The organism is Bacillus sp. FSL K6-0138, from assembly GCF_037982765.1.
Lineage (GTDB): Bacteria > Bacillota > Bacilli > Bacillales > Bacillaceae > Bacillus > Bacillus glycinifermentans.
In genome coordinates, this window is record NZ_CP150286.1 from 3,653,691 (window position 1) to 3,666,196 (window position 12,506).

Consider the following 12,506-nt stretch of genomic DNA (forward strand, 5'->3'; position numbering starts at 1 on the left):
TATGATGAAGGTGGAGGGTTGCCAATGTTTACACATACCGCGATTACAAAAGATGGACGGCTTTTATCCGGCATTTCTACGGAAAGGCTGGCAGATCAAGAGATAGAATGGTATTGGACCGATTTCGATCAGCCTACTGAAGAGGAAGCTTCTTTGCTGAAAGACCATTTTGACTTTCACCCATTGTCGATTGAGGACTGCTTTCATTATTTGCAGCGCCCGAAGCTTGATCAATATGAAGAATATCTTTTTTTCGTTATTCATGCTTTAAATCAAAAAACTTTAGCTTCTGAAGAAGTCGACCTATTCGTCGGAAAAAATTACGTTGTTTCATTCCACTTTCATCAATCAACGGGTATTGAAAAGGTGAGAAAGCGGTTTTCAGAAGACAAAACCCTTTGGAAGAAAGGTCCGAACCATATTGCCTATATGATTATGGATCAGCTTGTCGATGAGTATTTTCCAATCTTGTATCAAATCGAAGACCGGCTTAATGAAATTGCCGAAAGCGACAACCGGAAAACGTTTGGAACGCTGATGAACGAAGTGTTTGACATCAGAAGCGATCTTTTGAAGCTCAGAAGAACGATCATTCCGATGCGCGATTTGCTCTATCGGATTTTAAATATAGAGCATTTAAAAGATCACCGCGAACGAAAAGCCTATTACAATGACATCTACGACCATCTTCTCAAGCTGACTGAAATCGTCGAAAACAACCGTGATATGACCGCTGATTTAAGAGACAGCTACCAGACGCTGAACTCCAACCGGATGAACGCGATCATGATGACGCTGACGATTGTATCGACGATTTTCATTCCGCTGACGTTTATCGTCGGCGTATACGGCATGAATTTTGACAACATGCCCGAACTTCATTGGCGCTACGGGTATTTTTTCATACTCGGCGTCATGGCCGCCGTCGTCGCCGGCATGATCATCTGGTTTCGCCACAAAGGATGGTTTGACATTTTCAAGTAAAAAAGGAAACCTTTTGAGCTCCGCTTCGACTACTATATGAGACGATATAAATGAGGAGGGGCAACATGAAGCTTCACAAAGGATCGGTCGGAATCGGCCTGATTGTGTTTGGTTTGCTGTTTGGCGCCAACACCCACCAGGAGTTTCCGGCAGGCGAAGCGATCATCCGCATGTTTGGCGGACCTGTCCGAAGCCATGGCGGCCTTTATTACGCCGCTGTTGCCGGTATTTTTCTCATTATTGCCGGATTCGTGCTTGCTTCGCTCCATTACAGAAAAACGCCGTGGATCCGCTTTAAGCTGTTCCTGTTTATAATGGGATTGACCGCGCTTTACCCGCTTGTCACCGAGCAATTGATGGTTTTTTTGAAATGGAACGCAACAGGCTCTGATGCGGTCGAGTACATAAGCAGAGAAAGTTCATGCAGCTATGACGGAAATGAAGAAGGCGGCGAGATGAACTGTACGGTCAAAGTGAACAATTATGGAACAAACACCGAGCGGGTCTCGCTTTCGCCTGACGATGTCTATGAATTTCAATTCAAGCCGGAAACGCTGGAAGCACCGCCACATTCGCAAAAAACGTACGACATCACGTTCACGGCCCCCGGGAATGAAGATGTGGGAATATCTGGTGAGCTTGAAGCACCGGATTTTGAAATTAAGGTGAAAAAATAAAAAGCCGGGCGGGTACCCAACTTTTAATACAGCCCGAACGTATTCAAACCAATCGGGGAAACCGCTTCATTCACATCGCCTTTAACAAAAGTAGTATGGGATATTCAAAAGACGTTGCAGACCGCTTCACCGACTGGAGCGAATATACGAAAAAAGAAAAGGAAGAGTACATAAAAACAGCCTATCCGGATAAAAAAGAACGCGAACAATACCTAAAAGACATCGGAGAAAAAGAATAAGCAGGCGCCCTGCCTGCTTTTTTAGATTCTCATAATCCCCATTTCGTCGCACATAAAAAACTGCTCCCCTCCCCGGGAAGCAGCTTGTCCGCCTTAATCGTGATAAGACTCTGCGATCGCGTTGGCGGCGATGATGGCGTTGTAGACGTCGTCAGGTGTGACAGGGAACGGCATGTTGCCCATTGTGTCGCCTTCCGCACAAGCGCTTTGAGCGACTTGGCGCCATTCTTCTTCGACGAATTCCTCGACTCCAAGGTCTTTTAATGTCAGCGGGAGGCCGACGCCTTTGATGAAGTTGATGACCGTTTCCAATTCTTCTGTCGGCACGTTTTCAAGGACGAGCTGAGCGAGAAGGCCGAAGGTGACTTTTTCGCCGTGCTGAGCATGATGAAGGGCCGGTACGGCCGTCATTCCGTTGTGGATGGCGTGGGCTGCGGCAAGACCGCCTGATTCCGCGCCGACTCCGCTCAAATAAATCGTCGCTTCAATGGTATCTTCCACGGCGCGCGTCGAAATTCCGTTTTTGACAGCCTGCATTGCTTTTACGCCGTTTTCCAATAGCGTATCATAGCAAAGGCGGGCAAGGCCGAGGCCCGTTGTTGAAGGCTTCATCAGCACGAGGTTATCCCCGTTGGCGCGATAGCATGCGCGCGCTTCAAAGTATGTCGCCAGCGCGTCACCGATTCCGGCGGCGAAAAAGCGCGGCGGCGCTGCAGATAAAATATCTGAGTCAGCGAGAACGACGTCAGGGTTTGTCGGCAAAAATAAATAGCGGTCAAATGCTCCGCTATGTTTATAGATGACGGCCAGCGCCGTACAAGGAGCATCTGTTGAAGCGATGGTTGGGAAAATCACGACCGGCAGATTTTCATAATATGCTGTCGCTTTTGCCGTATCAAGCGTTTTTCCGCCCCCGATCCCAACGATGATGTTCGCGCCCGCTTCGCGTGCAAGCTCCCTGTTTCGATCGATTTCTTCCTGTGTACACTCATAATTAAATTTTTCAAAAACGGCTTGATTGCCTGCTTTTTTAATAGATTCTCCGGCTTCTTTTTGGGCCCGTTCCAAAATAAATTCGTCGCAAATGATGTAAGCCTTGTCGCCAAAATCTTTAATATAATCGTTCAAGTTCTCAAGCAATCGTTTTCCCGTGATAAATTTTTTAGGTGATGTGACTGACTTCACTAAATTTGACATGGTAATTCCCCCTTCGAATATAATAATAAACCTATTTCTTTTTTAAATCTAGTAATATATGTATATAAAATGGTTTTTTATTCTATGGGATTGCCTGGAGGAATTGAAAGAGCCGGAAGCATTATTTTTAAGCCTAAAGAAAAATCCTCCGGATTTCGGGAGGATTTTCATTATAGGGGCTTTAGCATCATATATTTTTCAAACATCAGGTCGTCGAGACTTTTGAATGTATACCCTTCTCTTTTCAAATCGGTAATCGCCTTGTCAAGTGCCTCGGCATTGTCTTTTGACACTGTGTGCAGCAGGTAGACGGCGCCTGGATGCGCCTGTTTCAGCATGTTGTCATAGGCGTATTTCCAGCCTCTTTGGGCGTCGATTTTCCAGTCGACAAAGGCGACTGACCAGAAGACGGTCTGATAGCCGAGCTTTTTCGCTTCGGCCAGCACCCGTTCGCTGAATACGCCCCGCGGCGGGCGCAAATAGAGATTGTTCTTTTTGCCTGTGATTTTAAACACTTCCTCATCGACGGATTCCAATTCCTCTTGAATGACGCGGCTCGTTTTCGTCGTGAGGTCTGGATGGTGGAATGAGTGGTTGCCGATGATGTGGCCTTCATCTGCCATCCTTTTGATGAGCTCGGGCTTGTCTTTGACAAAATGGCCTGTCACAAAGAAAGCCGCCTTGACGTTTTGTTTTTTCAAGACATCGAGCACCTTCGGGGTATATCCATTCTCATAGCCGTTATCAAACGTTAAGTAGATCGTCTTTTCCTTTGTATTGCCCAAATAAAAGGCGTCGTACTTTTTTAACATTTCGTTGAACTCTTTTCCCGCGTCTACCGGCTGATGGTTTTTGCTTTTGGCGAATCCCCAATGAAACGGCTTGTTGGATATCGCTTGCGCATTGCCCGAAAAAGCCAGCATCATCAGAAATCCGCAGCATATGGCACAGATTCGTTTCATGATCTTCGCTCCCAGCTTCATTTTTCCTTATTGTGCAAAAGAGCTCTGTTTTTCATACCAAGCAACACTTGGAAAACACGAAAAAACCGCGGCTTTGGGGTGGCTCGCGGTTTTACTTCCAGTCTTTTTTAAATCGTTCATACTTGGCTTCAAGGTCGTCAAGCATGCCGATCAGCCTGTCAATATCTTCAATGTCCGTCGATTCAGGGTCTAAAGAATCGATGACAGACATAAACATATCCAATCTGTTTTTCAAATAATTCACTTGCTGTGCTTTATCAGTTACTGCGTTGCCCATGCTTCTCCTCCTTTTTGTTCCTTTATGGTAGCCTATTCCACGCTTTTTTTCAATGATCCTTCACTTGCAGAGCTCAGGGATGAGGTCTAAAATGAATAGTTGGGCTATATTAGTATGTCCTATCGATAAAGGAGTTAGATATGCCATGACACAAAAAATGACGGTCCGTCCGATCACGCCGGAATATGATCCGTGGGAAGCGTATATGGACGTTGACCAATACGGCGATATGCAGCTGACGAATGTTGAATTTACGACAACAACACTTTGCAATATGCGCTGCGAGCACTGTGCCGTCGGGTATACCCTTCAGCCGAAGGATCCGAACGCGCTTCCGCTCAGCCTGCTGTTAAAACGGCTTGATGAAATTCCGCGGCTCCGCTCTTTAAGCATTACCGGCGGAGAGCCGATGCTTTCGTTAAAATCGGTAAAGGAATATGTCGTTCCTTTATTAAAATATGCGCACGAGCGCGGCGTCAGGACGCAGATTAATTCAAACCTGACGCTCGATATCGGCCGCTATGAGCTGATCATCCCTTATTTGGACGTTCTTCACATCTCGCACAACTGGGGAACGGTCGAGGACTTTGCCGAAATCGGCTTTGCGATGATGGATAAGAAGCCGACATTTGCGCAGCGCGCCCGCTATTTCGAGAAAATGATCGAAAACAGCAGGACGCTTGTCAATGAAGGGGTGATGGTATCAGCTGAGACGATGCTGAACAAGCGGACGCTTCCTCATATCGAACATATTCACCGCCAGATCGTAGAGGAAATGAAATGCCAGCGCCATGAAGTGCATCCGATGTATCCGAGCGATTTTGCAAGCGCGCTCGAGTCATTGAGCTTGAAGGAGATGAGGGAAGCGATTCATCGCCTTCTCGACATCCGCGATGAGAATACGTGGATGCTGTTCGGTACCCTGCCTTTTTATGCGTGCAGCTCCGATCCTGAAGACCACGCCCTCCTCGAGCGCCTTCGCGCAGCCAAAAATGTCACGGTCAGAAATGATCCTGACGGGCGTTCCCGTCTGAACGTGAATATTTTCGACGGCAATATTATTGTGACGGATTTCGGCGATACTCCGCCGCTCGGCAATATTCAAACAGACAGCCTGACAGATGCCTACAGCAGATGGAGAAAAACAGACCTTGCCCGGGAGCTGAGCTGCCATTGTCCAAACGTGAGGTGCCTCGGCCCGAATGTATTGGTGAAAAACAGCTATTACGAGAATGTCGATTTTTCTTCCCGAAAAGCAAGAATCTAAAAAAGCAAGCCTTTTTCGGCTTGCTTTTTTATTTTGGCTGATTGCTCAGCTGAAAGCTGAAAGTCAGGTGATCCTGTACAGGAATCCAAGCTCCGATTCCTTGTGAGGTAATATTTTTGACGACAAGCTTTCGTTTATTGCCTCTTAGGACGAGGTAGACTTCTCCGTAAGTGACTTTCCCCTTTTCATTTACGGCCGGGGCGTATGCATTCAGGTAGCCGAGCTTTTTCGGAGAAATCTTATACACCTGATCCCGCTTTGTGCCGGCTCCTACGACAGTTTCAAATGCAAGCGGCAGCTTCGTTTTTTCCATGGCTTTGAGCATCATCATATTTTTTACATCGTCTGATTTCGGCACTTTTGCGGTTAAGCCGCCCTTGATTTTACTCGTCTGCTCCTGCGAATAAGTCAGCTCGGCAGGCGCTTTTCCGCCCCTGTTGTCAAAGCGGTTTGTGTTGATTTTGCGGTATTCCCAGTTTGCGACGGTTTCGTTGGACGTGTATCCCAGCGCCCATCTTCCCAAATAAATCGTCGCTCTGTATCCAATGGCGGTCGGTGTCCCCGAAATGCTTGTTTCATTCAGCATTTTAATCAAATGCGGGTTTTCGATCGCCGTATCTGATGTTTTCAGAAGTTCTTGGGCCAATTCGCTCGGCTGCAGCCGCGGCTGGTCCTGCGAGGCGTTCGGATACGTGTTTTCTTTGGAAATGTTAGTGACAGAGCTTGGAATCTTGATCGGTTTAGCTGCATCTGCTTCCTGTACAGCGAAAAAACTAAAGGATAAAAACGCGGTCAGCGTAAAACACAAAAGCTTTTTCATACTATCACTCTTTCTGTTCCTTTTTCTTTAGTGTTTTCCGTAACAGACGCCTTTATCCATCTTTTTTTAAAGAAGAAAGAAACCGATTCCCATAATGATATACGCCGCCAATAATGTCGCTCCTTCGAACCAGTTCGTATCCCCGTCGTTGGAAATCACGATCATCAAAAGAACGCTGGAGGCCATCGCGACAAGCTCAGGCAAAGTAAAGACGAGCGGCATCCCGGTTGGGAAAAACAGAGAACAGATCACAAGCACCGGCGCGACGAACATCGCAATCTGCAGGGTTGAACCGATGGCGATTTCAACCGCGATATCCATCTTGTTTTTAAAAGCCATCAAGACAGCTGACGCATGTTCTGCAGCGTTTCCAACGATCGCGACAATGATGACGCCGATAAAAAGCTCTGACCAGCCGAATTGTCTGGCAACCGAATGAAAAGTATGAACGAGGTTTTCCGAAATGTAAGCCACGGCAAGCGTCGCCAAAAACAAAATCAGCGTAGCTCGCATTCCCGACCATTCCGGCTCTTCTTTTTCTTCCTCGGCTTCGAGATTTGACTGATAGACCCCTCGATGGCTGACAAGCTTAAAATAAAGCGCGGCCAAGTACAGCAAAATCATGATGATGCTGATCCCGACGCTCATCGTCAGTTTCTTGGGCTCGGTCATGTTGATCGTGAACACTTCCGGAATGACGAACGCCACGATGACCGCAAACATGAGCAGGCCTGAATTATGCCTGGCATCATAAACATTAAACTCCTGCCTCTTGTATTTAAGGCCTCCGATGAAAAACGACAGGCCCGCTACAAGCAGAAGATTGCCGAGTACAGAACCTGTCAGGGAAGCGAGCACGATTCCGATCAGCCCTTCTCTCAATGCGAAAATGGAAATGATCAGCTCAACAGCATTGCCGAATGTGGCATTTAATAGACCGCCGACCCTCGGGCCGGCGATAATCGCGAGGCTCTCTGTCGCTCTCCCCATATAGCTGGCAAGCGCGATAATCGTAAGGCAGTAAATGATGAACATCAGCGTAGACGGCCAATGCAAAACGCTTCCGGCAATCGACAGCGGAACGCCTGCAGCCATCATTATAAAGAAAATACGGCCCATGGAAGATTCCTCATTTCATACGTATCGTTGTAGGTTATTTTTGCACGAACCCGTCCGATTATATACGGACATACTGTTCTATTCCGCATCGGCGAATGATTGAAACGCCTACAAGAGAATTTCAAACGATTCGGTAATGTCTATGGTGCCCTGAACAGACTTGACCATCGCGCAGTTTTTCATCGCCCCCTTCAGCGATTTTTCGATGATGTCGGGTCTTAGGCGTTCTCCTTTCAAAATAAAATGCAGATGAATGCTTTTCAGACGGTTCGCTTCTTCCGGTACGCGTTCTTCTTTGGCCTTGATGGTCATACCTTTTAGTTGCAGCCGCTTTTTTTCAAGGATTTTGCGAAAGACCTCCCCGCTGCAAGCCGCGATTGAAGCGACCATGAGCTGATATGGCCTGAACCCTGCTTCCTCTTGGCCGGAGACCGTAAGACGGCCATATTCGAAATCGGCATAAAAACCGTTTTCATTCGATTTCATTTCCATCGTTTTCACCTCTTGCTGAAAATCGTCTTGCCTAAAAACTTCCTCTAGTTGTACGATCAAAGAAGGACCACGATAAGGAGAATTGGCGATGTCACGATTTCACTTTTTCATACTCGTTTTAATTGTCAGTATATCAGGATTTTCCCAAGGGATGCTGCTCCCGGTCATTTCGGTTATTTTTGAACAGGAAGGACATTCCGCGGCTTTGAACGGGCTTCACGCCACAGGCCTCTACATCGGCGTGTTGATCGCTTCCCCGTTCATGGAAGCGCCGCTGAGAAGGCTCGGCTTTAAGCCGCTGATCGTGATCGGCGGGATGATGGTGGTCGCAAGCCTGTTCAGTTTTTTGTTGATTCAGTCGTATATCGTCTGGTTCTTTTTGCGGCTGTTGATCGGGATCGGCGATCATATGCTCCATTTCTCAACACAGACATGGGTGACGACCCTGTCGTCTGAAAAAAAGCGCGGGCGGAATATTTCGTTATACGGGCTTTCTTTCGGGCTCGGATTTGCCGCTGGACCTTTTTTAACGCCGCTTGTTGAGGTTGCACCTTCCTTGCCGTTTATCATCTCGGGTGCGTTCAGTCTAATGGCCTGGCTGTTTATTTTCTTCCTGAAAAATGACTTCCCTGAAAAAAGCGCGGGAGACACCAGGGCCGATAACAGCCTGAAGCGCTTTTTCCAGGCGTTTTTGCTTGGATGGGTCGCCTTTTTGCCTACGTTTGGCTACGGGTTTTTAGAGACCGCGCTCAACGGGAACTTCCCGGTGTATGCGCTCAGATCGGGGATCTCTGTTGAAGGCGTATCGATCATTTTGCCTGCTTTTGCCATCGGCAGCATCGTGTTTCAATACCCGCTCGGCATCATGAGCGACAAATTCGGGAGAAAAAAGGTGCTGCTCGTGATTTTGGCCGTCGGTGCGGGGTGTTTTTTTACAGCAGGGTTCTCCGATTCTTCGCCGTTTTTAGCGGGATGTTTTTTTGCGGCGGGAATGGCCGTCGGTTCGACTTTTTCTCTCGGCATCAGCTTTATGGCCGATTTGCTCCCAAAGCACCTTCTTCCAGCCGGAAACTTGATGTGCGGAATTACCTTCAGCTTCGGAAGCATTTTCGGACCCGTCGCCGGGGGCTGGTATATGCAAACATTTGAGAACGGGAATCTGTTTTATTTCATTACGCTTGTGATGGCTTTGATCTGGTTTGGCGTGCTTTTTGGAAGATCTAAAGGTACGAAAGGCATCCGGCATCAGTCAGAGGCAAAACCGCTTTAAAAAGCCGCCTGCATGAATGCAGACGGCCTTTTTGAATGCCGGGGAACCTTTAATGATATCCGTTTTGTCCGTTGGCGCTTCCGCTCGTTTTATGTTTTGAGCTTTGCTTTGAGTTTTGCTTGTTATGGCTTCCGCCTTTTTTCGTATGCTTTGTCATGATGATCCCTCCGCTTTGAACTTTTTAAAAGGTTCCTTTTTAGGTTGCTCGTTTTGCCGGATTTTTTTCAGGAATGATTTTACGTTTATGCAAAAGGGCATTGATTTCGCCTCCTAAAATAATCATCATTCCGCTTAAATAAAACCAGACCATCAAAGCGATGATTCCGCCGAGGCTTCCGTAGGTGGCGCTGTAGTTTGCGAATTCGCTGACATAATAAGAAAATGCGACACTGACGATGATCCAGCCTGCGGTTGCCGCAATCGCGCCGGGAAGCACGAATGTAAATGACAGCCGTTTGTTCGGCGCAAAAAGGTACAAAGCCGTAAATACGATCAAAAGGACGAGCGGGCTGATTCCCCAGCGAATCGCTGACCAAGCCGCTAGAAACATGTGCGGCGTACCGTCGAGACCTGCGATAAAATGGCCGATGACTCTGCCGAATACCGGAAGCAGCAGGGCGATTAGGATCGTGAACACAAGCGCCGCAGTCAGGAAAAGCGAGGTCAGGCGAACCATAATAAAAGAGCGGGTTTCCTTTACTTCATAGGCATGGTTAAACGCCCTGACAATCGCGTTTACTCCGTTTGAAGCCGACCATACCGCCGCGATGATACCGAAGGAAAGGAGCCCCCTGTTTCCCGTTTTGAGGGTTTCTTCGATAATCGAAAGCGTATTCTCAGGGGCGTACTGCGCGATCAGGCCGATGACATCCGCGGTCTTGACGGGTACATACCTGATCAGCGTGAGCAAAAAGATCATAAACGGAAACAAGGACAAAAGGAAAAAATACGCAAGTTCTGCTGATTTGCTCGGCCCTTCATGCAGCAGAAAGCGCCATACCAGCTCTTTTACAAAGCTCACCACTTTTCTCACTCCAGACGATTGTCAGATTTTTTGGAGAAATGCTCCCTCGTTTCCTCGATTAATTCGATCACCTTAGGGGTGGTTTCCTTCAATTCCCTGATCTGTTGATTTAAAAAATTCAGGTCGTCTGTAACAGATGCCGACAGTTTTTTCGTTTCTTCAATCTTCTCTTTGATGCAGTCGGTTAACAGATTCGGATTGTTCCGGTAGAGTTTGACTTTGCTTTTGCAGGCCGACAATTTCGCACCGCAGGCTTCCCTTGTCGGTTTGTGCAAGAGTGACATGACCGCCCCGACCGAGGCGCCGAGGAGGATGTTTCTAAGAACGACGCGTTCACCTTTCATCAAAGATCTCTCCCTTTTTTATAAATTGTGTTCTTTTTTGATTTCGTTGAGCAGTTGACGGCAGCCTTCCGCTACAAGCCCGTACACCTCATCAAAATTCCCCGTGTAGTAAGGATCTGGGACATCTTTCGTTTTGCTGTCATCGACAAAGTCAAGAAGCCGCCTGATCACGGGCTTTTTGGCGAAGCCCGCCATCCTTCTGATATTCCCTTCGTTTTCAGCATCCATCGCAATGATGTAATCAAACACTTCCAAGTCGTTTGCCGTGAGCTGTCTCGCGTACAGCCCCTCACAGCTGATCCGCTTTTCCGCCAGCAACGCGCGCGTTCCTTCATGCGGCGGCTTGCCGACATGCCAGTTTCCGGTGCCGGCCGAATCGGCTTCTATATGTCGGCAAAGCCCGCTTTTGTTGAGCATGTCGTTGAATACCGCTTCCGCCATCGGCGACCGGCAAATGTTGCCGAGGCAGACGAATAACACCTTTATCATTTCTTTCCCCTCTTTTCTAAAAGAAAAACGTATTTGATTTTATACTAAAGTTTTTTCTTATTTTTTCAACTTTGGTCAGAATATCTGCCTCTGATCGAGGAGAAGTTTCGGCAGCCCGAAGATAAAATGTTTGGTTTTTATCGGAGCGGTTTTGGTCATAAAAGGGGAATATGTAACGGCGAGGCTCCTTCCGAATTCAAGCCTATCGGCAGCTATACTTTTGTGAATCTCCCGGCCATTGCCGGCTGGCACCGGCCACAGCCTTATTTTATGTCTTTTCCGGCCTTATCATTCTCGTCCAGGCCGTAGAAGACGGAGCGGCCGGGACCGATTGCGAATCTGATCAATCTCCCTGGCTTGCCGAAATCGCTTTACCTGACAATGGTCCTTTTCTTCTCAGGCATTTCTGTTACAATAAAGACTACGAAATCCGAGGGAAAGGAAGTGCCCGATTGTCTGATCAAAAAACAGCCGTGCTGAACAAAATGGTCGAAGAGATCTCGCAAAAATTAAACATGCTGAACATCAGCGTCATCAAAGCGGAGGACTTCAGCGATGAAAAGCTTGATGATCTTGAATATTTGCACAAAATGGTAATGAAAAAGAAATCCTTCAGCCCAAGCGAAATGCAGGCGATCGCCGAAGAGCTCGCTGCACTGCGCAAATAGGCTCTCAGCAAAAAAAAGACCGGAATCACATCCGGTCTTTTTTGCTTAGCCGAGCAATTTCAATGCTTCACGCGTAAATGCCGGAATGTCGTCCGGCGTCCGGCTCGTGACAAGCTGGTCTTGGCACACGACAACTTCTTTGTCCTGAAATTTGGCTCCGGCGTTTTCCAAATCAACGCGAATCGATGTGTAGCCTGTCGCGCTTCTGCCGTCAAGCGCCTTGGCCGTGATCAAAAGCTGCGGTCCGTGGCAGATTGCAAATACCGGCTTTTTCTCATCCATAAAGGCTTTTGCAAATGATACAAACCGTCCATCCGCTCTTAAAATATCAGGAGAAAATCCGCCCGGAATCAATAAGGCGTCAAAATCGGCGGGACTGACTTCGTCTATCGATGCGTCTGTCTCAACTTCTGCCTGTCCCTGCTTTCCTTTCACCGTTTTGCCTTTTTCTTTTTCGATGACCGTCAGCTCATGTCCGGCATCTTTGAACGATTTGGCAGGTTCGGCATACTCGGAATCCTCAAAGTAGTCTGTCAGCAGGACTGCAATTTTTTTGCCCATTTACGTTCACTCCCAACATCTTTTGTCTACATAAATCCTTTTACCCCTGCCACACTAAATAAAACATCCGGCGGCCGGATCCTCCGAAATACCCA

Annotated in this window: 16 protein-coding genes; 6 read left to right on the plus strand and 10 right to left on the minus strand. The window is 47.6% G+C overall.

Annotated features, from left to right (window positions below; genetic code table 11):
* The first annotated feature begins 24 nt into the window (after nucleotides 1-24).
* From corA to MHB78_RS19380, 3 genes are all read left to right on the plus strand, one after another.
* Nucleotides 25-984 carry a magnesium/cobalt transporter CorA gene (gene corA, locus MHB78_RS19370; protein WP_046131015.1) on the plus strand — a complete coding sequence of 320 codons (960 nt, stop codon included), beginning with the start codon at nucleotides 25-27 and terminating at the stop codon, nucleotides 982-984.
* A gap of 65 nt (nucleotides 985-1,049) precedes the next feature.
* Nucleotides 1,050-1,661 (plus strand): hypothetical protein, encoded by a 612-nt coding sequence (locus MHB78_RS19375; protein WP_046131016.1) that lies wholly within the window; start codon nucleotides 1,050-1,052, stop codon nucleotides 1,659-1,661.
* Nucleotides 1,662-1,756: 95 nt separating this feature from the next.
* Complete coding sequence (locus MHB78_RS19380; RefSeq protein ID WP_231947431.1) at nucleotides 1,757-1,900, plus strand: hypothetical protein; 144 nt, start codon at nucleotides 1,757-1,759, stop codon at nucleotides 1,898-1,900.
* Nucleotides 1,901-1,993: 93 nt separating this feature from the next.
* On the opposite strand, the gene MHB78_RS19385 is transcribed toward MHB78_RS19380, so the two are convergent.
* The 3 genes from MHB78_RS19385 to MHB78_RS19395 form a co-directional block, all read right to left on the minus strand.
* Complete coding sequence (locus MHB78_RS19385; RefSeq protein ID WP_046131017.1) at nucleotides 1,994-3,097, minus strand: glycerol dehydrogenase; 1,104 nt, start codon at nucleotides 3,095-3,097, stop codon at nucleotides 1,994-1,996.
* 170 nt (nucleotides 3,098-3,267) lie between these two features.
* Nucleotides 3,268-4,059, minus strand: a complete 792-nt coding sequence (gene pdaA, locus MHB78_RS19390; RefSeq protein ID WP_046131018.1) for a delta-lactam-biosynthetic de-N-acetylase — start codon at nucleotides 4,057-4,059, stop codon at nucleotides 3,268-3,270.
* Between the two features lie 112 nt (nucleotides 4,060-4,171).
* Nucleotides 4,172-4,357, minus strand: a complete 186-nt coding sequence (locus MHB78_RS19395; RefSeq protein ID WP_046131019.1) for an SE1561 family protein — start codon at nucleotides 4,355-4,357, stop codon at nucleotides 4,172-4,174.
* A gap of 145 nt (nucleotides 4,358-4,502) precedes the next feature.
* Between MHB78_RS19395 and yfkAB the strand changes: the two genes are divergently transcribed.
* A complete protein-coding gene (yfkAB, locus tag MHB78_RS19400; RefSeq protein ID WP_046131020.1) occupies nucleotides 4,503-5,624 on the plus strand; it encodes a radical SAM/CxCxxxxC motif protein YfkAB in 1,122 nt (373 codons plus the stop codon).
* A gap of 28 nt (nucleotides 5,625-5,652) precedes the next feature.
* On the opposite strand, the gene MHB78_RS19405 is transcribed toward yfkAB, so the two are convergent.
* The 3 genes from MHB78_RS19405 to MHB78_RS19415 form a co-directional block, all read right to left on the minus strand.
* Nucleotides 5,653-6,444 (minus strand): YfkD famly protein, encoded by a 792-nt coding sequence (locus MHB78_RS19405; protein WP_046131021.1) that lies wholly within the window; start codon nucleotides 6,442-6,444, stop codon nucleotides 5,653-5,655.
* Nucleotides 6,445-6,510: 66 nt separating this feature from the next.
* The gene (cax, locus tag MHB78_RS19410) at nucleotides 6,511-7,563 is read right to left on the minus strand and encodes a calcium/proton exchanger (protein WP_046131022.1); all 1,053 of its coding nucleotides are present in this window, start codon (nucleotides 7,561-7,563) and stop codon (nucleotides 6,511-6,513) included.
* Between the two features lie 108 nt (nucleotides 7,564-7,671).
* A complete protein-coding gene (locus tag MHB78_RS19415; protein ID WP_046131023.1) occupies nucleotides 7,672-8,055 on the minus strand; it encodes an OsmC family protein in 384 nt (127 codons plus the stop codon).
* Between the two features lie 88 nt (nucleotides 8,056-8,143).
* On the opposite strand from MHB78_RS19415, the gene MHB78_RS19420 reads away from it, so the two are divergent.
* Nucleotides 8,144-9,325: an MFS transporter gene (locus MHB78_RS19420; RefSeq protein ID WP_046131024.1), complete on the plus strand. Its 1,182-nt coding sequence runs from the start codon at nucleotides 8,144-8,146 to the stop codon at nucleotides 9,323-9,325.
* 196 nt (nucleotides 9,326-9,521) lie between these two features.
* Here MHB78_RS19420 and MHB78_RS19425 read toward each other — a convergent pair whose 3' ends face one another.
* Genes MHB78_RS19425 through MHB78_RS19435 form a run of 3 tightly spaced genes read right to left on the minus strand, consistent with a single transcriptional unit; the run spans nucleotide 9,522 to nucleotide 11,182 of the window.
* Nucleotides 9,522-10,346, minus strand: a complete 825-nt coding sequence (locus tag MHB78_RS19425; RefSeq protein WP_046131031.1) for a YhjD/YihY/BrkB family envelope integrity protein — start codon at nucleotides 10,344-10,346, stop codon at nucleotides 9,522-9,524.
* A gap of 8 nt (nucleotides 10,347-10,354) precedes the next feature.
* Complete coding sequence (locus MHB78_RS19430; protein ID WP_046131025.1) at nucleotides 10,355-10,693, minus strand: hypothetical protein; 339 nt, start codon at nucleotides 10,691-10,693, stop codon at nucleotides 10,355-10,357.
* An 18-nt stretch (nucleotides 10,694-10,711) separates the two neighbouring features.
* Nucleotides 10,712-11,182, minus strand: coding sequence for a low molecular weight protein-tyrosine-phosphatase (locus MHB78_RS19435; RefSeq protein ID WP_046131026.1), 471 nt, complete (start codon nucleotides 11,180-11,182; stop codon nucleotides 10,712-10,714).
* A gap of 452 nt (nucleotides 11,183-11,634) precedes the next feature.
* On the opposite strand from MHB78_RS19435, the gene MHB78_RS19440 reads away from it, so the two are divergent.
* Nucleotides 11,635-11,850 carry a DUF1128 domain-containing protein gene (locus MHB78_RS19440; RefSeq protein WP_046131028.1) on the plus strand — a complete coding sequence of 72 codons (216 nt, stop codon included), beginning with the start codon at nucleotides 11,635-11,637 and terminating at the stop codon, nucleotides 11,848-11,850.
* Nucleotides 11,851-11,895: 45 nt separating this feature from the next.
* Here MHB78_RS19440 and MHB78_RS19445 read toward each other — a convergent pair whose 3' ends face one another.
* On the minus strand, nucleotides 11,896-12,411 hold the full coding sequence (locus tag MHB78_RS19445; RefSeq protein WP_046131029.1) for a type 1 glutamine amidotransferase domain-containing protein: 516 nt from the start codon (nucleotides 12,409-12,411) through the stop codon (nucleotides 11,896-11,898).
* Between the last annotated feature and the right edge of the window lie 95 nt (nucleotides 12,412-12,506).

Excerpts from the sequence above, each read along its gene's own strand:
- corA (WP_046131015.1), top strand. The coding sequence starts at position 25 with ATGTTTACACATACCGCGATTACAAAAGATGGACGGCTTTTATCCGGC.
- MHB78_RS19375 (WP_046131016.1), top strand. The coding sequence starts at position 1,050 with ATGAAGCTTCACAAAGGATCGGTCGGAATCGGCCTGATTGTGTTTGGT.
- MHB78_RS19380 (WP_231947431.1), top strand. The coding sequence starts at position 1,757 with ATGGGATATTCAAAAGACGTTGCAGACCGCTTCACCGACTGGAGCGAA.
- MHB78_RS19385 (WP_046131017.1), bottom strand. The coding sequence starts at position 3,097 with ATGTCAAATTTAGTGAAGTCAGTCACATCACCTAAAAAATTTATCACG.
- pdaA (WP_046131018.1), bottom strand. The coding sequence starts at position 4,059 with ATGAAACGAATCTGTGCCATATGCTGCGGATTTCTGATGATGCTGGCT.
- MHB78_RS19395 (WP_046131019.1), bottom strand. The coding sequence starts at position 4,357 with ATGGGCAACGCAGTAACTGATAAAGCACAGCAAGTGAATTATTTGAAA.
- yfkAB (WP_046131020.1), top strand. The coding sequence starts at position 4,503 with ATGACACAAAAAATGACGGTCCGTCCGATCACGCCGGAATATGATCCG.
- MHB78_RS19405 (WP_046131021.1), bottom strand. The coding sequence starts at position 6,444 with ATGAAAAAGCTTTTGTGTTTTACGCTGACCGCGTTTTTATCCTTTAGT.
- cax (WP_046131022.1), bottom strand. The coding sequence starts at position 7,563 with ATGGGCCGTATTTTCTTTATAATGATGGCTGCAGGCGTTCCGCTGTCG.
- MHB78_RS19415 (WP_046131023.1), bottom strand. The coding sequence starts at position 8,055 with ATGGAAATGAAATCGAATGAAAACGGTTTTTATGCCGATTTCGAATAT.
- MHB78_RS19420 (WP_046131024.1), top strand. The coding sequence starts at position 8,144 with ATGTCACGATTTCACTTTTTCATACTCGTTTTAATTGTCAGTATATCA.
- MHB78_RS19430 (WP_046131025.1), bottom strand. The coding sequence starts at position 10,693 with ATGAAAGGTGAACGCGTCGTTCTTAGAAACATCCTCCTCGGCGCCTCG.
- MHB78_RS19435 (WP_046131026.1), bottom strand. The coding sequence starts at position 11,182 with ATGATAAAGGTGTTATTCGTCTGCCTCGGCAACATTTGCCGGTCGCCG.
- MHB78_RS19445 (WP_046131029.1), bottom strand. The coding sequence starts at position 12,411 with ATGGGCAAAAAAATTGCAGTCCTGCTGACAGACTACTTTGAGGATTCC.